This window comes from Lysinibacillus sp. IITD104, from assembly GCF_036698265.2.
In the GTDB taxonomy this organism is placed as follows: Bacteria; Bacillota; Bacilli; order Bacillales_A; family Planococcaceae; genus Lysinibacillus; species Lysinibacillus boronitolerans.
Genome location: NZ_JBAHYH020000001.1, coordinates 2408772 through 2429831, shown reverse-complemented (window position 1 = coordinate 2429831; position 21060 = coordinate 2408772). Strand labels below are relative to the sequence as shown.

General features: G+C 39.8%; 21 protein-coding genes and 1 riboswitch. Of the genes, 16 read left to right on the top strand and 5 right to left on the bottom strand.

Going from position 1 to position 21060, the window contains the following annotated elements; all coding sequences use genetic code 11:
* Positions 1–132: 132 nt before the first annotated feature.
* Positions 133–320, top strand: a riboswitch (cobalamin riboswitch).
* Positions 321–482: 162 nt separating this feature from the next.
* The 3 genes from V1L66_RS12320 to V1L66_RS12310 all read left to right on the top strand — a co-directional run bounded on the left by V1L66_RS12320 (position 483) and on the right by V1L66_RS12310 (position 4264).
* On the top strand, positions 483–1475 hold the full coding sequence (locus V1L66_RS12320; protein WP_333006301.1) for an ABC transporter substrate-binding protein: 993 nt from the start codon (positions 483–485) through the stop codon (positions 1473–1475).
* Positions 1476–1526: 51 nt separating this feature from the next.
* On the top strand, positions 1527–2204 hold the full coding sequence (locus V1L66_RS12315) for a precorrin-3B methylase (protein WP_016993326.1): 678 nt from the start codon (positions 1527–1529) through the stop codon (positions 2202–2204).
* 71 nt (positions 2205–2275) lie between these two features.
* Positions 2276–4264 (top strand): S9 family peptidase, encoded by a 1989-nt coding sequence (locus tag V1L66_RS12310; RefSeq protein WP_288581020.1) that lies wholly within the window; start codon positions 2276–2278, stop codon positions 4262–4264.
* Positions 4265–4438: 174 nt separating this feature from the next.
* Here the strand turns inward: V1L66_RS12310 and V1L66_RS12305 are convergent, their stop codons facing one another.
* On the bottom strand, positions 4439–5635 hold the full coding sequence (locus tag V1L66_RS12305) for a class I SAM-dependent rRNA methyltransferase (protein WP_333006302.1): 1197 nt from the start codon (positions 5633–5635) through the stop codon (positions 4439–4441).
* A 61-nt stretch (positions 5636–5696) separates the two neighbouring features.
* Complete coding sequence (locus V1L66_RS12300) at positions 5697–6614, bottom strand: alpha/beta hydrolase (RefSeq protein ID WP_333006303.1); 918 nt, start codon at positions 6612–6614, stop codon at positions 5697–5699.
* 160 nt (positions 6615–6774) lie between these two features.
* Here V1L66_RS12300 and V1L66_RS12295 point away from each other — a divergent pair, with 160 nt between their 5' ends.
* Complete coding sequence (locus V1L66_RS12295; protein ID WP_333006304.1) at positions 6775–7251, top strand: dihydrofolate reductase; 477 nt, start codon at positions 6775–6777, stop codon at positions 7249–7251.
* A gap of 44 nt (positions 7252–7295) precedes the next feature.
* On the opposite strand, the gene trhA is transcribed toward V1L66_RS12295, so the two are convergent.
* Positions 7296–7931: a PAQR family membrane homeostasis protein TrhA gene (gene trhA, locus V1L66_RS12290; protein ID WP_333006305.1), complete on the bottom strand. Its 636-nt coding sequence runs from the start codon at positions 7929–7931 to the stop codon at positions 7296–7298.
* A 275-nt stretch (positions 7932–8206) separates the two neighbouring features.
* Between trhA and V1L66_RS12285 the strand changes: the two genes are divergently transcribed.
* The 5 genes from V1L66_RS12285 (at position 8207) to msrB (ending at position 12066) form a co-directional block, all read left to right on the top strand.
* Complete coding sequence (locus V1L66_RS12285; RefSeq protein WP_036080608.1) at positions 8207–9049, top strand: DegV family protein; 843 nt, start codon at positions 8207–8209, stop codon at positions 9047–9049.
* 534 nt (positions 9050–9583) lie between these two features.
* On the top strand, positions 9584–10513 hold the full coding sequence (locus V1L66_RS12280; RefSeq protein ID WP_244904988.1) for a GDSL-type esterase/lipase family protein: 930 nt from the start codon (positions 9584–9586) through the stop codon (positions 10511–10513).
* 4 nt (positions 10514–10517) lie between these two features.
* Positions 10518–11099 carry a YpmS family protein gene (locus tag V1L66_RS12275; RefSeq protein WP_036080601.1) on the top strand — a complete coding sequence of 194 codons (582 nt, stop codon included), beginning with the start codon at positions 10518–10520 and terminating at the stop codon, positions 11097–11099.
* A 12-nt stretch (positions 11100–11111) separates the two neighbouring features.
* Positions 11112–11645 (top strand): peptide-methionine (S)-S-oxide reductase MsrA, encoded by a 534-nt coding sequence (gene msrA / locus V1L66_RS12270; protein WP_016993318.1) that lies wholly within the window; start codon positions 11112–11114, stop codon positions 11643–11645.
* Positions 11638–12066 (top strand): peptide-methionine (R)-S-oxide reductase MsrB, encoded by a 429-nt coding sequence (msrB, locus tag V1L66_RS12265; protein ID WP_036080598.1) that lies wholly within the window; start codon positions 11638–11640, stop codon positions 12064–12066. Before msrA ends, msrB begins: the two co-directional genes overlap by 8 nt.
* Positions 12067–12894: 828 nt before the next feature.
* Here the strand turns inward: msrB and V1L66_RS12260 are convergent.
* Positions 12895–14736: a methyl-accepting chemotaxis protein gene (locus tag V1L66_RS12260; RefSeq protein ID WP_333004173.1), complete on the bottom strand. Its 1842-nt coding sequence runs from the start codon at positions 14734–14736 to the stop codon at positions 12895–12897.
* Positions 14737–14984: 248 nt separating this feature from the next.
* Here V1L66_RS12260 and V1L66_RS12255 point away from each other — a divergent pair, with 248 nt between their 5' ends.
* Positions 14985–15203 (top strand): YozE family protein, encoded by a 219-nt coding sequence (locus V1L66_RS12255; RefSeq protein WP_016995579.1) that lies wholly within the window; start codon positions 14985–14987, stop codon positions 15201–15203.
* Positions 15204–15314: 111 nt separating this feature from the next.
* On the top strand, positions 15315–16022 hold the full coding sequence (gene deoD, locus V1L66_RS12250; protein WP_004230212.1) for a purine-nucleoside phosphorylase: 708 nt from the start codon (positions 15315–15317) through the stop codon (positions 16020–16022).
* Positions 16023–16129: 107 nt separating this feature from the next.
* Here deoD and V1L66_RS12245 read toward each other — a convergent pair whose 3' ends face one another.
* Positions 16130–17173, bottom strand: a complete 1044-nt coding sequence (locus V1L66_RS12245; protein WP_333004176.1) for a beta-propeller fold lactonase family protein — start codon at positions 17171–17173, stop codon at positions 16130–16132.
* Positions 17174–17634: 461 nt separating this feature from the next.
* On the opposite strand from V1L66_RS12245, the gene V1L66_RS12240 reads away from it, so the two are divergent.
* The 5 genes from V1L66_RS12240 to V1L66_RS12220 all read left to right on the top strand — a co-directional run bounded on the left by V1L66_RS12240 (position 17635) and on the right by V1L66_RS12220 (position 20968).
* Positions 17635–18009, top strand: coding sequence for a hypothetical protein (locus V1L66_RS12240; protein ID WP_333004169.1), 375 nt, complete (start codon positions 17635–17637; stop codon positions 18007–18009).
* An 8-nt stretch (positions 18010–18017) separates the two neighbouring features.
* Positions 18018–18521 (top strand): NUDIX domain-containing protein, encoded by a 504-nt coding sequence (locus tag V1L66_RS12235; protein WP_333004168.1) that lies wholly within the window; start codon positions 18018–18020, stop codon positions 18519–18521.
* 69 nt (positions 18522–18590) lie between these two features.
* Positions 18591–19145, top strand: a complete 555-nt coding sequence (locus V1L66_RS12230) for a hypothetical protein (protein ID WP_333004167.1) — start codon at positions 18591–18593, stop codon at positions 19143–19145.
* A 232-nt stretch (positions 19146–19377) separates the two neighbouring features.
* Positions 19378–19959, top strand: a complete 582-nt coding sequence (locus V1L66_RS12225; RefSeq protein ID WP_258860161.1) for a group-specific protein — start codon at positions 19378–19380, stop codon at positions 19957–19959.
* Positions 19960–20554: 595 nt separating this feature from the next.
* Positions 20555–20968 carry a GNAT family N-acetyltransferase gene (locus V1L66_RS12220; RefSeq protein WP_333004166.1) on the top strand — a complete coding sequence of 138 codons (414 nt, stop codon included), beginning with the start codon at positions 20555–20557 and terminating at the stop codon, positions 20966–20968.
* Positions 20969–21060: the final 92 nt, after the last annotated feature.

The window sequence follows — 21060 nt, the reverse complement described above, 5'->3', positions numbered from 1 at the left end:
TAGCTCCTTTATTTCTTGTAAAATAGTTCGTCTTTATGTCGAAATAGTGCTAATATAATGATGATTATACTTTTACCATCATACTACTGATTGCGCGACAAATTTTCTTCTGCTAGTCTATCAATAGTATTGAACATTATAGAACGTATTGGTGCAAATGGCATTTGTCATTTGCTTAAAAGGGAAATCGGTGCAATTCCGATGCTGTCCCGCAACTGTAAATGGGGAGTCTATACAGCATGCCACTGTAGTGAAACTATGGGAAGGCGTATAGATGATGAACCTAAGCCAGGATACCTGCCAATATGTATTTTTTGACTAAGAACCACGAGGATGGGGATAGTGATATAGGTAATGATACCGTTATTTCACTATGCTACTCTCTTGGCGACAAGAGGGTTTTTTTATGCCCTTCCAACTACCTTAGTAGTAAAGAAGTCTCTGATTTCTTTCTATATTTTAACAGCAAAGGAGAAAAGGACATGAAGAAATGGAAAAGTATATGGCTGATGATGATCATTGCCTTGGTCGCTGTTTTAGGGGCTTGTAACGCAAAGGACAAAACGGAATCAGCTGCACAAGGTGAAAAGGTTGAGCCATCTGAGGCGGCAGCAGCAGTAACCATTGAAAATAATGACACAACTCAAACATATACGGAAGCACCAACAAAAGCGATTAGCTTAAATCAACATGTGACAGAAATTATGTTAGCACTTGGTTTAGAGGATTCTATGGTAGGGACAGCTTACTTAGATGATAAAATCTATGAACCACTGCAAGAGGCATACGATAAGGTCCCTGTTCTTTCCGATCAATACCCAACGAAGGAGCAAGTCATCGATGCCGAGGCAGATTTCCTATATGCGGGCTGGAAAAGTGGCTTCGGGGAAAAGGGTGTTGGCACACCAGAAGAGCTTGAAGAATTAGGTATCCATACGTATTTACATACGGCTTCCAACATGACAAAGCCAACATTAGAGGATATTTTTACCGATATTCGTAATATCGCGAAGATTTTCCGTATTGAGGATCGTGGTGAAGCTTTAATTGAGCAGATGACGAAAGATGTAGAGGCAGTACAAGCTAAATTACCAAAAGATAGCGAAAAATTACGGATTCTTGTGTTTGATAGCGGTGAAAAGGATGTATTTACAGCGGGTCAAAACTTTATGAATGAGCTAGTGACAATCGCGGGTGGACAAAATATCTTTGGTGATGTGGAATCAGGCTGGACAACTGTGTCGAAGGAAGATGCAGTGGACCGCAATCCAGAGGTAGTTGTCGTAATTGATTACGGTGAAACAACGGCAGAACAAAAGATCCAATTCTTAAAAAATGATCCAGCATTGAAGGAGATGGAAGCTGTTAAAAATGAGCGTTTTGTTATCCTGCCACTTTCAGCAGCATCTGAAGGGGTTCGTGCGGCAGAGGCGATTGAAATTTTAGCAAAGGGCTTCTATCCTGAAAACTTTTAATCCATTCGAGCTAGCGTTTTGCTAGCTCCTTTTTCATAAGGAGCGATAAGAATGAACGCATTTCAAAAAAATGTACCAGATCAAACATTTGAAACATTAAACCGTCATGGTGAATTCACACGTCTTGCAGTCAGCCCTGGCATTATTAATAAGCATTATACGCCTGCGCAATTTCAAAAAATAGCCGAAATTGCAGGCGAAAAGGGTGCGATAAAGTATTCGGCCTCCTACAGTATTCTCGTATCCATTCCAATAAGTGATGCGTCAGAAGCGATACAAGCCTTACAGGAAGCGGGTCTTTATGTGGTGCCCTCAGGTCCTATCATTGCCATGAGGGCCTGTGATTTTTGTGATGGTGAGAAAATGGAGGCTGCCCCGATAACCGAACAGCTCTATCATGCCATGGTGGGGATGACGGTACCTGCAAGAGTCCGAGTCAATATTAATGGCTGTGCATCAGCTTGCTACAATGCAGTCTATGATGATATTGGGCTCGTTTACCAACAAGAAAGCTTTGATGTCTATTTAGGGGCAGTACCGATGGGAGCAAAGGCACAGGCTGGCAATTTATTCGCTAAGAGGGTAGACGTCACACAAATTGAAGATGTTTTACTGCACCTGATAAACCTTTATAAGGAGCATGCTCGCCCAAATGAACCCTTCTATAAATTTTACCGCAGAACAAAGTCCGCAGAATATTGGGAACTAGTAAAAAATTCGATTAAATAGCAGGAATATTACTTAGGGTGTCGAAGTATTGTAGTAAGGCACAGAATATTACAATACAAAGGAGCAAGAACATGACATCGAAACAAGGGATTCAACCAGAAGATCTTTATCACTTAAAATCAGTAGCAGATCCACAGCTTTCACCAGATGGGACAGAGGTAGTTTATGTAGAGACTCGTATGGACGAGAAGAAAAACGACTATATATCGAATTTGTTTTACATAAACTTGAAGGACAAAACACCACAGCAATGGACATTTGGTGAAGATAGAACGAGTTCCCCTGTTTGGTCACCAGATGGCAGTCAAATTGCATTTTTGTCAACGAGAACAGGTAAGTCGCAAATTTATGTTCTTTCGAAAGCAGGTGGAGAGGCAAAACAGGTGACACATTGTAAAAATGGAGCGACCTCCCCTGTCTGGTCACCATGTGGCAAGAAAATTGCTTTTTCAGTCGTGCTAGGGAAAGATGAAACCATCCTAGATAAAGCGGAGGATGAGAAGAAAAAGGATAAAGAACTAAAGCCACTAGAAATCGAGAAAATGAAACACAAATCGGATGCTGGTGGATTTATTGATATGGAGCAGTTTACCCATATTGCCATTGTCAATGTGGCATCAGGAGAGCTAGAACAAGTGACAGAAGGCAAAGAGTACTGCCATCTGGGTACTTGGTCGCCAGATGGCAAATACCTTACGTACTTAGCAGATAAAGCGGAGGATTTAGATTTCTCATTTAATGTGGATATCTATTTATTGGAGTTAGAATCTAAGCAGAGTCACAAGCTAACAGAAGGTTCGGGTGCTTATTACCAAACAGCTTGGTCTCCGAATAGTCGCTATCTTTCTTTTGTAGGTGGAGAACGTGAATTTGAAAATGCCACACAAGCAAAGCTTTGGATTTATGACATGGAGCAAAAACTACTAAACTGTGTAACAAGTGAATTTGATGCGCCTGTTGGTGATTATGTCATCGGTGATTTCCTGCAAGGTGTAGCGTCACCACGTGTGCAATGGATGAATGATAATCATAGCTTCTACTTCCAAGTCACAGATCACGGCAATGCGGCGATTTATTACGGAAATGTAGATGGCGAAATTTACCCAGCTATCCATGATGATCAATATGTCTATGGCTTCTCACTTGATGCGCAAAATGATCAGGCTATTGCGGCTATTAGCACAACGACCAATCCAGGCGATCTGTTTTATGTGAACCTAAAAACAGGTGACAAAGAACAGTTGACGTCCATTAATGAAGATTTTTTAAAAACCAAAACATTAGCTGTTCCCGAGAGTATCGAATTTGAAGGTGCAGAAGGCTGGAAGGTCAATGGCTGGATTATGAGGCCAGTTGGCTATGAAGCAGGGAAGAAATATCCTCTCATTCTTGAAATCCATGGTGGTCCGCATGCAATGTATGGCAATACCTACTTTAATGAATTCCAAATCCTTGCTGCACAAGGCTTTGCAGTGCTTTATACTAATCCGCGTGGTAGTCATGGCTATGGCCAAAAATTTGTGGATGCAGTACGTGGCGATTATGGTGGTAATGATTATGCGGACTTAATGGCAGCGGTAGACTACGCTCTGGAGCACTATGATTTTATTGATCAAGATCGTCTAGGTGTAACTGGTGGAAGCTACGGTGGTTTTATGACCAACTGGATTGTGGGCCATACAAATCGCTTTAAAGCAGCTGTGACGCAGCGCTCCATTTCGAACTGGATTAGCTTTGCTGGTGTCAGTGATATCGGCTATTATTTTACAGACTGGCAAATTCAAGCAGGACTCGATGATATAGAGAAGCTATGGCATCATTCGCCACTGAAGTATGTAGACAAAGTGGAGACACCATTATTGATTTTACATGGTGAAAAAGACTATCGTTGTCCAATTGAGCAGGCAGAGCAATTGTTTATCGCCTTAAAATATCGTAAAAAACAAACAAAATTCGTGCGTTTCCCTGAGGCGAATCATGAACTTTCAAGAAGTGGAAAGCCTACATTACGAATTAATCGACTTGAATATATCCGTGATTGGTTTGTGAAATATCTATAATCGGGTGGCCTAAGAAGAGAACATCTTCTTAGGCTACTTTTAATAGAAAGGCTCTGTTTGTTTATAACGTTTCAATCTTTTGGAACCTTTATTGTAGAGGTACCGAACCTCCTTAGGTAGAATCAACTTTTCCTTACATAAAAAGAATCACACCTTGGTGTGATTCTCGATTGGTTAGTCGATTTTCTGGATGAACACGACCTTCAGATAATTAAATTCAGGGTATTCACGTGGTACACGGAAATCCTTCGGTAAACCGTATTCCTCGACAATTTTATAGCGTGTACGAGTCTCTTTAAAGGCTTGGTCAATAAAGCCTTTGAACTTTTTCATGCCAAAGCTGGCATTATTTGTGGAAGCCACAATGATGCCGTTTTTAGCGGTAATGGCAATCGTGTCCTTTAGTAATTTAGGGTAGTCCTTTGCCGTTGAAAAGGTCATTTGCTTCGTACGTGCAAAGCTAGGTGGGTCTAATACGACAAGGTCAAACTGTAAAGCATGGCGCTGTGCATATTTAAAATAATGGAAGACATCCATGACTTTTATATCCTGTGCCTCATAATCAATATGATTGACACTAAATTGCTCAATCGTTTTGGCTAAACTACGCTTTGCCACATCTACACTCGTTGTCTTGATGGCTCCTCCTAGAGCGGCTGCCACAGAAAATGCTCCTGTATAGGAAAACGTATTCAGCATGTCTGTGTTGTTGGCATAACGCTCTCGAATAGCCAATCGTACCTCACGTTGATCGAGGAAAATCCCTGTCATGGCGCCATCGTTTAAATGCACCGCATAGGTCATACCATTTTCCTTCACCATAATAGGAAATTCTCCTGGCGTGCCCATTACAAAATCATCTTGCTCGATATATTGTCCTTTGCTATCAAAGCGTTTTTTCTCATAAATCGCTTGGTAGTCTACTGTCTCAGCAAGCGCCTCATACACCACTTCTTTAAATGAGTAAATGCCCTCACTATACCAGCTTACCATGTAGTAGCTGTTAAAAAAATCAATCGTAAGACCGCCGATGCCATCTCCTTCACCATTAAAAACACGAAAGGCTGTTGTGTTTTCATTGCTAAAAAATGCAGCACGATTGTCGATGGCTTTTTTGAATTTTTTTATAAAAAAAGCTTTATCAATTGTTTCATTCGCATCGGTCGTTAGCACCCAGCCAATCCCTTTGTTTTGGATGCCGTAGTAACCTGTTCCAATAAAACGGTTATGATGATCCATGAGCCTGAGGAGTGTTCCTTGCTCAGCAGGTAAACGTCGTGCATCAACCGCATCCTTTGAAATAAGTGGGTAGCCCTTTTTTAATTGATCAGAAAAGGGCTGTTGTATTTGTAGTGCCATTGTTTGTGTCATAGTGTCATCCTTTAAAAACGTTTTGCTCTATTATCGCACTGTTTGAGCGGGATAGCCAAACTTATTTCAGGAATTGCGCAATTTTTGTCACGGTTTCAATCGTTGCGTCTTCAAAATAATTCATTTTACTGAAATAGCTATGGATTAATCCTGGCATTGTGATATGTTCGACTGTCACACCTGCAGCCGATAACTTTTGTGCATAACTTAGACCCTCATCAAAGAGAACATCTGCCTCTGCGGCTAAAATGAGCGTTTTTGGCATTTTACGGACATCCTCTAGCTGAAGGGGGGATACAAGCGGATTGGTGAAGTTTGCTTCCTCTGTATAGTGATGAGAGAACCACTGCATGGCTTGTGTATCTAAGCCATAATTTTCACCATATGCTAGATAAGATACTGTTGAAAAATCAACATTTGTAACGGGATAGATCAGTGCTTGAGCTTGTAGTGTTGGACCTTCCCGTGTAGTAGCTAAGTGCGCAACGACTGTAGCCAAATTTCCACCTGCACTATCCCCAGCAACCGACAATCGACTTGCATCTCCACCTAAGGCTTCAATATGGTCATGTACCCACACTAGGCTATCGTAGGCATCATATAAGGGCGTTGGGAAGGGATATTCAGGTGCTAAGCGGTAATCCACTGATACCACAATTGCCTGTGCCTGATCTGCTAATAGCTGACAGCCTGCATCGACAGATTCTAGATTGCCATAAACCCAGCCTCCACCATGGTAATAAACAATAACAGGTAAAGTTTTGCCGAGGACGGGCGTATAAAGCCGTACTGTAATTTGCGCTCCATCTCGCACCGTAATGTTGTAATTCTCAATGGATGCTAGCTTCGGTTTGTGCACGGATTGCCATTGCGTAACCGTCCGCATGGCTCTCGCTTCCTGCGCTGTAACTTTGTAATAAGGTGTAGCAGTACGCTGAGCTTCTAGATAATGAACAGCTTCTTTTCTTAAAGTTGTCATCTTCATCATTCCTTTATTGTGAGTTTGTTATCCTTATTATAAACTATTCATATAATTTTACTAGGATTTAATTGTCGCATAAGCTTTTTTATTTATAAATGAGGTGAAATAAGCACATTATGTTTATAATAAAAGGGACGAAAGTATTTGGAGGGACAGTATGATTTCTTTAATTGTGGCACATGATGACAATCACGTTATCGGTTATAACAATGGGATGCCTTGGCATTTACCTGGAGATTTGCAGTATTTTAAACAAAAAACAATGGGCAAGCCTATGGTTATGGGACGTAAAACATTTGAATCCATCGGTCGACCACTTCCAGGGCGACGCAACATTGTCATTACGCGTGATGAAAACTATCAGGCAGAGGGCATTGAAACTGTGACAAGTTTGGAAGAGGCATTAGCGCTAGCTGGAGATGTACCTGAGATGATGATTATTGGTGGCGAGCAGATTTTCCGCTTAGTGATGGAGATGGCTGATCGCTTGTATATCACAAAAATTAATCACGCCTTTCAGGGAGATACTTATTTCCCGAGCTATGAGCAGGATTTTGTTCAAGTCTCTTCAGAAACGCCTGAAACAGCACCAGAAGGCTATACATTCCAATATCAAATTTTTGAACGTAAATAAACGAAAAAAGCAATCGCTCATTGTGAAGGGAGCGATTGCTTTTATTATAGATAAAAATAAACACAACCATACATAGAGGCACAGCCAGCTAATACAAAGAGATGCCAGATTGCATGGTTAAAGGGCAGGGAGCGCCATGCATAAAAGATGGCCCCAATCGTATAGAACAGCCCACCTGCTAGCAGTAAAGCAAAGCCATGTAAACCTAAATAGAGATAAACGGGCTTAATGGCAAATATAATTAACCAGCCCATGCCGATATAAAAAATCAATGAAAGTACTTCAAAGCGATTAATAAAGAAACATTTAAACAACACACCAAGCACAGCCAGTGACCAAATAATACATAATAGCGTCAATCCTAGCGTACCACCAACGGCAATTAATAAAAACGGCGTATAGGTGCCGGCAATTAAAATATAAATGGACGAATGGTCCAAAATAGCGAAAAAGTGTTTATATTTTTCTGGCATACTGTGTAGTAATGTAGACATTAAAAACAGAATGATGACAGACGCACCGAAAATGCTGAAAGTTGTAATATGTAGTGCATTTCCTGTTTGGACGGCTGCTAACAGTAGAACAACCAGTGCTGGAATACTAGCGATGAAACCAATACCATGTGTAATGGCATTCCACAGCTCTTCCCTCCAAGATTTATAGTCAAATGAATCAACCATTTGAAACACTCCTTTCGTTCATACATTTACTATACCCCAATAATTTAGAGATGAACATTTACATTTGTCATATAGTTCATATCAAAAATGTCATAAGCCTGTCATATTCTTTGAGGGGCATTGATAGACAAGAGGTAGGCGAAAACGCTATAGTATCCAAGGTAGCGTTTACATGCAAGCTAGGACAAGGTTTTCCCTAATGACAAATGTCATGTTTACATAATGATTCATTAGTCTATATAATAAATTTTAATGAAGTAAAAGGATGTGTCGAAGTGAGACGAATTCATATAGTAACGGACTCAACTTGTGATTTAACAAAAGAAGAAGTAGCACAACATGGCATACATATCGTGCCTTTAACGATTCAAATTGATGGTCAAACATATACGGATGGTGTGGACTTGGAGCCACAGTCATTTTTAGGCTTAATGAAAAATGCGAAAAATTTACCGAAAAGTTCGCAACCAGCTCCAGGGAAATTTAAAGAATTATATGATGAGCTCGGTAAAGATGGCGATCAAATTATCTCCATCCACATGACAGGCGGTATGAGTGGAACAGTAGAATCAGCACGCCAAGCGGCACAAATGACAGATGCCGATGTGACAGTCATTGACTCTCGCTTTATCGCGATTGGCTTGGCTATCCAACTACGTGAGGCCATCCGCATGCGTGATGAAGGGGCAACAGTAGAGGACATCGTAGCACGTTTGGAAAAGGTACGAGACAATACGCATTTATATGTGATTGTAGACACGCTCGAAAACTTAATTAAAGGCGGTCGAATCGGTAAAGGAACAGGCTTTATCGGTTCCCTTCTAAACATCAAAGTGATTGCCAACCTTGAAGGTGGCGTATACAACCCAGTGTCAAAGGTACGTAGTCATAAACAAGTAGTTAATTTTTTATTTAAACAATTCCAAGCAGATACAGCCGGAAAAACAGTTAAGGCAGTCGGCATTTCCCATGCAGATGGCCTAGTAACGATGGGCAACCCATTAAAAGCGCTGATCGAAGAAACTGGCTTTAACGATGTTGAAATTGCCTTTACATCTCCAATCATCTCGACACACACAGGTCCAGGAGCAATCGGTTTTATTTATTTTGCAGAATAACAGGAAGGAGCTACTACATAAGTAATTGTAGTGGCTTTTTTATACTGTAACACTTTGAAGACATGGATGAGCGTTTTAATCAAACAATGATCAATTTGCTCCTAAGAAAGAGCGACTTCGATTATATGGTGACTACTTTGCCGCCAAGCAAGAGCGGCTCCAATCAAATTGTGAGCGTTTTCCCACAAAGTATGAGCGGCTTCAATCAGAGTTTGATCGCTTTCTCACATGAAATGAGCGAGTTTAATCCAAAGAAGAGCGGTTAACCATTAAGTATGAGCTTCTTCAAATAAATAGTGAGCGTTTTGTCAGCAAGTAAGAGCAGCTTCAATCAAATAGTGATGCTTTACCACCAAAAATAATCAGAAATCCTCTAATTATCATCACTTCTGCATAAAACCATACATTCATCAAAAATTTGTGAAGAAATTTGGCAAGAGCACAAAATTATGGAGAACTAAGGGTAAGTCACTTTTCATTGAAGCATGAACTATTCTATAATAGAAGTAATAGAAAGGGATGGAAGGTGGTCAAATGGACATTTGGCGATTTATGTTGTCATGTTTGACCGTCTTAGTACTAAGTGGTTGTGCAATATCAATCGATGAACCGAATCCGCAAGCAGAGCCAGAAGGTGAGCAAGCAGGAACGGAGCAAGATATGCCGCAGGATGAGCAACAAACAGAAGATGAGGAAAAAGCATCTAAGAATATGTTGACGCAAATTTTTGAACATTTTTTTGAGCCATCAGCAGAGGATTTATCGCAAATTGATGAAGAACAAGCAAAGCAACTACATTACTTGGCACTGGGAGATTCGTTGACAGATGGTGTCGGTGATGAGTATAGTCAAGACGGTTATGTTGGAAGATTAGCAGATTCATTGCTCGCATGGCCTTCGATATCGGATGTAGAGGTCGATAATCGGGGCAAACGTGGTAGACGCAGCGATCAGCTACTAAAATTAGTGAAAAAAGGGCATTATGATGAAGAGCTGCAGGAAGCACAGTTAATTTCCTTAACAATGGGTGGCAATGATGTCATGAAGGTCGTCAGGCAGGATTTATTTAACTTAAAGCGTGACGCTTTTGATAAGGAACTGCTGGCTTATAAAGAACGTTACAGCAAAATCGTAGAAGGCATTCGCGCAAAAAATCCGACAGTGCCCTTATTACTCATTGGTTTTTATAATCCATTTTCAATTGTGACCAATGAGGCGAATGAATTTGATACCATTATCACAGAATGGAATAATGTGATTGAGGATGTAGCCAGCAAGGATTCCAATGCTTGTTACGTATCAGTAGAAGATTTATTTGATTCCAATGAAGAGCTCGTCTATCATACAGACTTTTTCCACCCGAATGCAAAGGGGTATGAAAAAATGACAGAGCGTATACTTGCAGCAATGGAGCAGTGTGGTATGGAAAAAAAGATTAACAAGGCAATAGGCTTCGAGGAGTGACAAAATGAATAAATGGAAAGTCGCGTTTTTCGCCTTAGCGGGCACAGTGCTTTTTGCAATCCTCCTCGTCGTTTTTTTAGCAACTAGACCAGTGGATGGCGGCCATGTTGCGAAGAGTTCAGCAGGTGAAAGTGAAAGCAAAGGAAATGTACTCGTGGTACAAACCACAACAAAGGAATTAGAATCGATATCAAAAAAATACTTAAAGGATGCAGCGAAAGGCTCGCCTTTACCACTTGATTTTACAATTGGGGATGATATTCAATTACGTAGCACACTCACGGTATTTTATACGGAAATCCCCATTTCCATGAATTTTGACCCCATTGTGGATGACAAGGGGAATATTATTTTAAAACAGACGGGCATGAATGTAGGTTTATTAAACATTCCACCGGAGACGACGATGAAAATCATGCGCGATTCGGTGGAATTTCCCTCATGGATTACCGTGAATCCGAATAAAGCCGAAATTTATATTGATTTATCGCGCATTAATATTGCTTCTGGATCACGTGTACGTGCTAAAGAGTTAGACTTACCAAAGGATAAAATCTTATTGGAAATTATTGTTCCTGGTGAATAAGGAGTGAAATGAATGGCAAAGCAATATGCAACATTTGCGGGAGGCTGTTTTTGGTGTATGGTCAAGCCCTTTGACGAAACACCAGGCATTGATTCTGTGATTTCAGGCTATACAGGTGGACATGTTGTGAATCCTACCTATGAACAGGTTTGCTCGGAAACAACAGGGCATGTGGAAGCTGTACAAATTACATTTGATGATGAATTATATAGCTACGAGCAGCTACTTGCGATTTATTGGACATTGATTGACCCAACAGATGCAGGGGGACAATTTTATGACCGTGGAGAATCCTACACAACGGCCATTTTTTATCATGACGAAGAACAGCGTGAGCTTGCTGAACGTTCAAAGGCGGATTTACAAGCATCTGGCAAGTTTGATAAACCAATTATGGTAAAAATCTTACCAGCCACTACGTTTTATCCGGCTGAGGATTATCATCAGCAGTATTATAAGAAAAATCCAATGCACTATGAGCGCTATTCGATTGGATCAGGTCGTCGAGCGTTTCAGGAGCAACACTGGGGGAACAAACATGAATAAAGAACAACGTTTAAAAGAATTAACAGAGATGCAATACTATGTGACACAGGAAAATGGCACAGAGCCACCATTCCGTAATGAGTACGATGACCATTTTGCAGAAGGCATCTACGTAGATATTGTTTCTGGCAAGCCTTTATTTAGCTCACTCGATAAATACAACTCTGGCTGTGGCTGGCCAGCCTTCACAAAGCCAATTGAAAAAGAACAGGTAACTGAGCATTTCGATACATCTCACGGTATGCGTCGTGTGGAGGTACGCAGCAAAGAAGCGGATTCGCATCTAGGACATGTCTTCCCAGACGGCCCAAGTGAGCAAGGCGGCTTACGCTACTGCATCAACTCAGCAGCGCTTCGATTTATCGCAAAAGAGGATTTAGAAAAAGAAGGCTATGGCGAATACCTAGCACTATTTAAATAGTGCTAGGTTTTTTTGTGGTAATGAGACACAGCAGATTAGAAGGATAGAAATCTGAAAGTGAAGGATAAACCAGAAAAAGTAGCGGATAGAATGCTCAAAGTGGAGGATAGCCTAGCAAATTAGAGGGATAGCCCTCAAATAATTGGATAGAAATCTGAAAGTGAAGGATAAACCAGAAAAAGTAGCGGATAGAATGCTCAAAATGGAGGAAAGCCCCGCAAATTAGGGGGATAGCCCTCAATTAATTGAATAGAAATCTGAAAGTGAAGGATAAACCAGAAAAAGTAGCGGATAGAATGCTCAAAGTGGAGGATAGCCCCTCAAATTAGGGGGATAGCCCTCAATTAATTGAATAGAAATCTGAAAGTGAAGGATAAACCAGAAAAAGTAGCGGATAGAATGCTCAAAGTGGAGGATAGCCCCTCAAATTAGGGGGATAGCCCTCAAATAATTGGATAGAAATCTAAAAGTGAAGGATAGACCAGAAAAAGTAGCGGATAGAACGCTTAAAGTGGAGGAAAGCCCCGCAAATTAGGGGGATAGCCCTCAAATAATTGGATAGAAATCTGAAAGTGAAGGATAAACCAGAAAAAGTAGCGGATAGAATGCTCAAAGTGAAGGATAGCCCCTCAAATTAGGGGGGAAAGCCCTCAAATAATTGGATAGAAATCTGAAAGTGGAGGATAAACCAGAAAAAGTAGCGGATAGAATGCTCAAAGTGGAGGATAGCCCTCAAATAATTGGATAGAATGCTTAAAGTGAAGGATAGCCCCGCAAAGTCAAGGGAGAACCAATAAAAAATGGTTCTCCCTCTCCCGTTCAATTCGCTTAAACTTTAAACTCGCTCACGAGGTTGCGTAGGCTATCTGCTTGTTGGGCAAGCTCAGTGGCTGCGGCGTTGATTTCCTGCATGGATGCGGAGCCTTGTGTGGCTGCTGCCGCAGATGTCACGGTGTTGGCCGCAGATTGTTCTGCGTAGGCATTGACATGTATGAAGTCACTTGCCACCGCATTGCTATTTTCAAGCGTTGTCGCAATTTTATCCACCATGGCTGCAATGATTGATGTTGTTTCCTCGGTATGCGATAAAATGTTGGCTAAGGATTGATTTGTTTCATTTGTCACTTCAACGCCTCGGATAACGGTTGTCACGCCCTCGTGATTTTGGGCAATGATGGATGTGACCTCTTCTTGGATGGATGTGACAATCGATGTAACCTCTTTCGCTGCACTTTGGGATTGCTCTGCCAGTTTGCGAACCTCATCGGCTACGACCGCAAAGCCACGTCCATGCTCGCCAGCACGTGCCGCTTCAATCGCCGCATTTAAAGCGAGGAGATTCGTTTGCTCAGAAATGGCCGTGATCGTGCCAATAATGGACGTAATATCCGCAGATTTACGACCCAACGCCTCCACAGTGGATGTTGTAGAAGCCATTGTTTCTTCAATAGATTGCATCACAAGTGATGATTGTTCCACAGAGCGGCTACCTTCATCGGCTGCTTGCTGCATGGCGATAGAGGCACGATGGACAGCACTCGCTTGCTCATTTAATTGATGCATTGAATGCTCTAAGTCGCTCATTTTTTGCTGCGCACTATTCATACTGGAAATCGTATTGTCACTATCACTCGCAATATCCGCTGTCGCATCTGCAATATCCTGAATTGTACGCGCATTTTCATCTGCTAATGACATTAGCTCCTGACTACTGCTTGATACATGATCCGCCAATTCACTCACGCGTCGAATTAAGTTAGAAATCGACTCAATTAACGTATTCGTCGAGGCTGCAATAATAGAAAATTCATCACGATTACGCACATTTACACGTCTTGTCAAATCGCCTCCAGCTTGCGCAATATCAAGGATAGAGTCATTAATCGCCTGTGTATTACGTTTTAATGATTTAAATAGCATAAAGCCAAAAATTACAATCGCTAAAAAACCGACGATTGAAACGAGAAAGAATGTAGTGATAGAAAGGTTTACCTGCTGGTTAAGCTTGTCTAATTTTGTTTTATTGGCATCGTCCATGACAGTATTGATGGTCTCAATATTTTTATCGATATGGGTTTTCATAGTTTCCCCAGTAGCACCCATCATCAGCTTACGTGCCTGCTCAAGACCAAGCTCATCACGCATTGTCATGACTTTATCTGAATAATCAAGGTAATTTTTATAATATTGCTCGATTGCCTGCATATGACCGAGTTCTACTTGTCGATCTTGAAATTGATCTTTTAAAGCAGCCAGCTTTTTATTAATGGTATCAATTTTTAAATGATAGGAAGTAGAATAAATGCCGTTACCTGTAATTAAATATGATTGCTCTAAATTGGTCAGTCTAGCAATCTCATAGGCAAGTTGATTCACCGTTAGTTGCTCCTGCACATTTTTCTTTGTAAAGTCTTCCATTTGGTGCTGCAAGTTCTGTATATTGACGTAGGACAATATACCCATTATACCGTTAATTACAATAAGAAGTGCAAACATAATAAGCACTTTACCCCGAATTAAATGGTAAAAACGTTGTCGTTTTTCTTTAATAGGAGGGGGATTTTTCCCAGTTTCCCCTTGTGTAGAAGCTTTCCTCTTCTTAAAAAAGCTAAAAGTAAAGAGAGACGGGCGTTTTTTCGCTGTATCATGAGTTTTTTTAGTCTTTTTCATCGCCATCACCTTCCTATTTTTTTAAATAATCGATTTCAATTTTATCTTATTTTACTAGATTTTTCTATCTTTATTTCTAATAATTAAAATTTTTCAGATAAAACAACTATGACAAAAGTCAGGATAGACCATGAAGATAGTTCTAAAATCATAAGTGGGTACAATATAGTAGTAGTGGAAATTATGACGAATGCTAATTTTTTTGATACACTAGCGAAAAGCCAATGCATAAAAGGGGAAATTGTTTGATGAAGAAAAGTTTTTATTTATACGTCCTAACCTATCGAGGTGGCGATTGGTCCGACCCTAAAGTACGCTTTGCAGAGGAAGTGTTTCATGAGCATAATTTTCCAAAGCAGAGCACAGACTTTCATGAGTTGTCCGACTATATAGAAACCTATGCAACGGAAAACTTAACAATCCAGACCTTTGATTCTTTGTGGACACTTTATGAGGAACAAGCATAATTGTACGAAAACTATAAATAATTTTGCAGTTGCTAGACGTCTAGCATTGCGTAAATGACAGAAACACAGTATTATTTATAGTGATAACTGACAGAAAAGAGGGATTGCAGTATGAGTATTCATATTAATGCAAAAAAAGGTGAAATCGCTGACACAATTTTACTTCCAGGAGATCCATTACGTGCAAAATACATTGCGGAAACATTTTTAGAAGATGTAACTTGCTATAACGAAGTACGTAATATGTTCGGATATACGGGTACGTATAAAGGAAAACGCATTTCTGTACAAGGAACTGGTATGGGTGTGCCATCTATTTCAATCTACGCAACAGAATTAATGCAAGAATATGATGTTCAAAAATTAATCCGTGTAGGTACTTGTGGTGCAATTCAAAAAGATGTAAAAGTGCGTGACGTGATTTTAGCGCAAGGAGCAACATCTGATACACGTATGAACCAAATCATTTGGGGTGGTGCTATCGATTTTGCACCAATCGCTGACTTTGATCTTTTATTAAAAGCATATAATGCAGGTAAAGATGCAGGTCTTAACTTACAAGTTGGGAATATCTTCACAGCAGATTTATTCTACTCAGATGAGCACCAAAACGAAAAATTAGCTCAATACGGTGTACTAGCTGTAGAAATGGAATCAGCAGCTCTTTACACATTAGCAGCAAAATTCGGCCGTAAAGCACTTGCTGTTCTAACAGTAAGTGACCACATCATTACAGGTGAAGTAACAACAGCTGAAGAACGTCAAACAACGTTCAATGACATGATTGTGGTAGCATTAGACGCAGCGATTCAAGACTAAGCTAACTTTAGACATATTTAATTTTATAATGAATGTAGGCAACCGACAAAAAAACCGACCATTTTTCTAAGATGGGTGGAAGTAGTCGGTTGCTTTTTTTGTGGGAATTATAGACAGATTGTTCCAGTTTTGATGCCAGTAGGCCCGTTAAATCCTGGGATTGTGGCGATTACCATGTTTGTTGCTATGTCGATGACAGACACCGTATTGTCTACTTGATTTGTAACATAGGCAAAAGTACCATCTGGCAAGATGGTTACTTGGTCTGGAGATGCACCTACAGGGATAGTTGCAATCACCGTATTGGTGGTTGTATTGATGACAGATACGGTATTATTGCCTTTATTTACAATGTACACAAGCGTTCCATCAGGGGTAATCGCTGTTCCTACAGGTCCTGTACCAACAGGAATGGTAGCCACTACTGTATTGGTAGTGGTATTAATAACCGATACCGAATTGCTATTTTCATTTGTCACATAAGCAAATTGCCCGCTTGGAGTCAACACAATGGATCTAGGACGAATTCCTACAGGGATTGTAGCAATCACCGTATTGGTTGCAGTATTGATAACCGATACTGAATTGGAATTCTCGTTGGCAACATAAGCAAACGCACCGTTTGGCGTAAAGGCAATACCTTGAGGTTGTAGCCCTACTGGAATAGTGGCTGATACGGTATTGGTGGCTGTATTAATGACCGATATAGTGTTTGATCCGTGATTGGATACATAAGCAAGCGTTCCATTTGGCGAAATGGCAACACCAAGAGGGTTAACACCCACGGGAATGGTAGCGATTGGCAAGTTTGTGGCAGTGCTAAAAACCGTTACATTATCTGAGAAGAACGCTGGAACATAACCAAACGCACCATTAGGTGTAATCGCTACTTCTAGCGGAGCAGTCCCTACTGGAATGGTAGCGACGATTGTGTTTGTTGCGGTATCAATTACAGAAACTCTATTATCAGGCGTTGCTAGCTGCCCAGCATCTGTCACATAGACGAGATAATGGCAACTTGGTGGTATGGGTAAAAATGGGGGCTTACATTTACAACGACAACAAGGGCAACAACAGCGACAATGACAATTTGGATTTGACGTAAACTTGAATTTTTTTAAATATTTATGTTCTTTCCCCACACAGGACATCCTTTCAGTCATATATGGCTACTTTATGCGTAAAGAGCTAGGCTTGTTGTACGTTTACCTAGCCATTCTCTTTTATCATGTTTTGGTAAAGTTCTAAACTTTTAAGTAAGGTTCTTCTAAAAAAAAGCATAGGAGACAGGAGGAATTATTCTTGACGTTGATGAAGTTTTCATAGACATTAAGACGGTAGGTAAAATTTTGTATCGTATTGATTGATCTTATGATGTTAAATATATGGAAAGTTACCTTTAATCGGAATGATAAGATGTTCTACAGTTTATTTACTTAATAAGGTAAAATGTGAAATGTATAGGTTTATGGTGGTATATTTTTGAAAAATAAGTATATGTGACATTTTAATACTTATTATCGTGTACGTATGACCGCTTCAAAATAGAAGCTCTCTTTTACAGATAGATTTCAGCAGCCGATTCTTAACCAGAGAAGGAGGAGGGTGAGCTTTGAAAAAAATAGGTTTACTACTAGCAGCTCTTTTCGTAGTAAGTGCGGTCTTTATTGATAGAAATAAATTATTATATCCTCCTTTGCCAATCGATTCCCTTACACCAAAGGAAGCCATCCAAAAATTAAATGCATCCCCCGTTGATTTAGTGGTGCTCTCTAATGATAAGAAGGCAACTTGGTACCTCACAGCCATTTCAGCTAGGGGCATACAGAAGGTGGACGAGGACATTCAGCAAATGATGGCTAATGAAGGTTGGGCATTTCTTGAAAAAGAGGGGAGCGGGTTATTTTTCGAAAAAAATGGGGAACGTTCCATTGTGACAACGGAAATGTGGACGAAGCAGTATGTGCTTGTTCAAATTCAGAAATGAGGTGTTCTATGGAAGTCTGGGATATCTATGATAAAAATCGGCAAAAAACAAATAAGCGTCATGTACGTGGGACAGCATTAGCAGCTGAAGATTACCATATCGTTGTGCACGTATGGATTCGCAATAACAAGGGAGAATTCCTTTTAACAAAAAGACACCCCAATAAACATTATCCTCATTTATGGGAATGTCCGGGAGGCTCTATAGTAACGGGTGAAAGCAGTTTGGACGGGGCTATTCGTGAGGTGGGAGAGGAAATAGGGATACCATTATTGAGGACCAATGGACAATTAGTAAAGAGTGAACGTCGTGATTGCTTCAATGATTTTTACGATGTGTGGTTATTTGACCAAAGCTTTGAAATTAGTGAGACCATCCTTCAAGAGGGGGAAGTGACAGCAATTCGATGGGTCACAAAGCTAGAGCTTGAAAAAATGTTTCACGCGAATAAAGTAGTACCGACACTAGGCTACTTTACATCCATTATTAACGATAAGACTACGCGGTATTAGTGATCTATGTCAGCATATTTTTGATTCAGTAGGTTAATCTATACTTAAACAGGATAGAGGAGCGTTAATATGAACAAGCGTATTCTTATTGGACTAGCTTTATTTACGTCTTTTTTCCCTCTTAATTTCGTTTCTGCTAAGGACAGTGATTCGCCACAACCTCTTGAGGTGTTTCTTCCTGAAATCGGCTATAAAACAGTAGAGGTAGCCGTAAAAGAGTTCGAACACCACTATAATAAAGAGCTGAAGCTACCTCTAAGAGTACCGCCGATCAGCTTTACACATCATGTTGGTAGATTTAGTGATTTAGAAGGAGAAATGAATGATCAGCTGGAGGTGGTAATGATTAGTGATCAAATGCCACAAAATCATTTCAAAATCAAGGTTCGACCAGTTGAGCATAAAATGCCATTTGAAAAATATATAATGGATGTATTCAAGCTGAAAAATGGCAGTGAGGCAGCCTATATTGAAAATCCAAGAATTGGTTTTCATTTACTCGTTTTTGAAAGAGACGATTGGCAATATGTCTTTAGTATTGATCGTGATGTGGCAGATCAAGTAACGGCTGAGGTCCTGATTGATATTGCTAATTCAATTGATTATCCAAAGCAAAAGTATTAGCTCTTCTAATTTTTATTCTTGCCTTTCAGCTCTTCTCGTAATTTCTTTAGTTCCTCCGTTTGCTCCAAAATAGTATTGTTGACTCGTCTAATCGAATCATATATAGCAAAAATCCCCACAAAAATAAGAATGATAACTAATAATTCCATCTTGCACCTACTTTTTATTTTTACATTGATTGTAACAGGAATTTCCAAATGATTGAAGAATTAGTTAGGTGGAGGTGCTTGTTATGCAGAGATATGTTTATCATATGGTTCCAAGGGAAATGGTCGGTCAGGAGCTGATGCCACTGAATAGGTTAGGGGCAATGTATCCAGATTTATATGAACGCTATGCGAAAAAATATTTTGATCATCCAGAGAGACCGAAGCTTTTAATGAAAGAAATCCCTCAACTGAATTGCTTGTGGAATGATGTTGTCCATTTTCTACCAATCCATCCTAGTCATCTCTATAAGGCATTAACAGAGCTAGATATTGAAACGAAAGAAAACCTAATGTTTTATCAAATTCCAATCCAAAAACTAGAAGCTAATCAAAATGCGATGTACTTGTATTCAAAGGAACGCTATAACGGGCCAGCAGGGGCAATTGCAGCAGAGGATATAATACTTCTGTCGTTACATGATTATAGAGAACTAGAACAGCTACCAGCAGCAACCATTGACTATTTCCAAACGGAAAAAGGAAAAGGGAAGAACTTTGGGCTTTTTGCGTATGTTCCCCATCTCTTCAGCTTAGGCAATGTCAATGTAGACGATGCGGAAATTATTTCATGGAATCCACATAATCCTAGTATGAATACTAATTGAAGTGGGAAAAAAATAGGGTTTGCTGAGTAGCTGGCTACCCTTTTTTGTTGCAAATTGATAAATAATACATCCCTCTTCTGGAAAATTTGTTAAACACCTCCTTAAAAAATCATGCTATCAGCATACCAAAGGATTCTTTCAATGGAGCAAACACGCTTCTTTCTTCAGCTCATTAGCTATTGTTCCTAGTAAACTTTTGAAAAACGAGTTGAAGCAGATAGACAATCAATCGAATAATGAATAGATAGATAAAAGCTTCAATTAAGCTTGTTGAAAGTATCATTACATAACGACCGAAATCTTCTAATTCATGAAAAGTATATGTTTGTATATGCCAATCAAAAAATAATGCTTTGTAACTCGTCCCCAAAAAGATAGGGATGAAAAGTAGCCAATAAAAGAAAGGTAAACTAAATTTATAGCCTTTCACCAGCAAGGTACTCCCTCCTCAACTTTTAAGCCATCACAACATAAAAGAAAATATTTTAGTATATTATGGAAGTATTTAGTGATAATACGAATACGTTATTTACAATTATAGTAATTTAAAGGTATTATTAGTAAGTTGAGACGATGTCCAGAAAGGTAGAAGTCCATGAAAATGATCCATTCAAGCAAGATACATCCCGAAGTGAAAACATTATTATCCTATGCCACATCCGAAAAGAAAGTGGAGAAGGAATACTCATTGTACATTGCATGTCCAGAAAGAGTATTGTATGGCTATACCTTTGCACAAGACACTATCGGTTGTATAGGAATTGTTAATAGAGAGGCAAATCGGTGTGAAATTAAACATATAGCCGTATCGCCTGCTTATCGTGGAAAAGACATTGGACGTGAGATGATTCGGTATGTAGAAGAACATCATGCTTTTTCTTCCATTTATGCAGAAACAGATCAAGAAGCCGTACTCTTTTATAAAAATATTGGCTTTCATATTACGAGCTTAGGAGAAAAATACCCAGGGGTGGAGCGTTTTGCTTGTCTATTAAACTGCACAACATAGTGCTCATTCGTTGTACTGTCGATAATCGTCCACTTAGGTGCTTTTTACGCCCTGTTATTTGATTATATTAAAGCTAGTAAATTTGGATGATA

What these genes read in the sequence shown, in the direction of transcription:
- V1L66_RS12300 (WP_333006303.1), bottom strand. Translation starts at nt 6,614, where the DNA reads ATGACAACTTTAAGAAAAGAAGCTGTTCATTATCTAGAAGCTCAGCGT.
- V1L66_RS12255 (WP_016995579.1), top strand. Translation starts at nt 14,985, where the DNA reads ATGAAGAAAAGTTTTTATTTATACGTCCTAACCTATCGAGGTGGCGAT.
- V1L66_RS12280 (WP_244904988.1), top strand. Translation starts at nt 9,584, where the DNA reads ATGGACATTTGGCGATTTATGTTGTCATGTTTGACCGTCTTAGTACTA.
- V1L66_RS12310 (WP_288581020.1), top strand. Translation starts at nt 2,276, where the DNA reads ATGACATCGAAACAAGGGATTCAACCAGAAGATCTTTATCACTTAAAA.
- V1L66_RS12230 (WP_333004167.1), top strand. Translation starts at nt 18,591, where the DNA reads ATGAACAAGCGTATTCTTATTGGACTAGCTTTATTTACGTCTTTTTTC.
- V1L66_RS12235 (WP_333004168.1), top strand. Translation starts at nt 18,018, where the DNA reads ATGGAAGTCTGGGATATCTATGATAAAAATCGGCAAAAAACAAATAAG.
- V1L66_RS12225 (WP_258860161.1), top strand. Translation starts at nt 19,378, where the DNA reads ATGCAGAGATATGTTTATCATATGGTTCCAAGGGAAATGGTCGGTCAG.
- msrB (WP_036080598.1), top strand. Translation starts at nt 11,638, where the DNA reads ATGAATAAAGAACAACGTTTAAAAGAATTAACAGAGATGCAATACTAT.
- V1L66_RS12320 (WP_333006301.1), top strand. Translation starts at nt 483, where the DNA reads ATGAAGAAATGGAAAAGTATATGGCTGATGATGATCATTGCCTTGGTC.
- V1L66_RS12260 (WP_333004173.1), bottom strand. Translation starts at nt 14,736, where the DNA reads ATGAAAAAGACTAAAAAAACTCATGATACAGCGAAAAAACGCCCGTCT.
- V1L66_RS12295 (WP_333006304.1), top strand. Translation starts at nt 6,775, where the DNA reads ATGATTTCTTTAATTGTGGCACATGATGACAATCACGTTATCGGTTAT.
- V1L66_RS12220 (WP_333004166.1), top strand. Translation starts at nt 20,555, where the DNA reads ATGAAAATGATCCATTCAAGCAAGATACATCCCGAAGTGAAAACATTA.
- trhA (WP_333006305.1), bottom strand. Translation starts at nt 7,931, where the DNA reads ATGGTTGATTCATTTGACTATAAATCTTGGAGGGAAGAGCTGTGGAAT.
- V1L66_RS12315 (WP_016993326.1), top strand. Translation starts at nt 1,527, where the DNA reads ATGAACGCATTTCAAAAAAATGTACCAGATCAAACATTTGAAACATTA.
- deoD (WP_004230212.1), top strand. Translation starts at nt 15,315, where the DNA reads ATGAGTATTCATATTAATGCAAAAAAAGGTGAAATCGCTGACACAATT.
- V1L66_RS12305 (WP_333006302.1), bottom strand. Translation starts at nt 5,635, where the DNA reads ATGACACAAACAATGGCACTACAAATACAACAGCCCTTTTCTGATCAA.
- msrA (WP_016993318.1), top strand. Translation starts at nt 11,112, where the DNA reads ATGGCAAAGCAATATGCAACATTTGCGGGAGGCTGTTTTTGGTGTATG.
- V1L66_RS12275 (WP_036080601.1), top strand. Translation starts at nt 10,518, where the DNA reads ATGAATAAATGGAAAGTCGCGTTTTTCGCCTTAGCGGGCACAGTGCTT.
- V1L66_RS12245 (WP_333004176.1), bottom strand. Translation starts at nt 17,173, where the DNA reads ATGTCCTGTGTGGGGAAAGAACATAAATATTTAAAAAAATTCAAGTTT.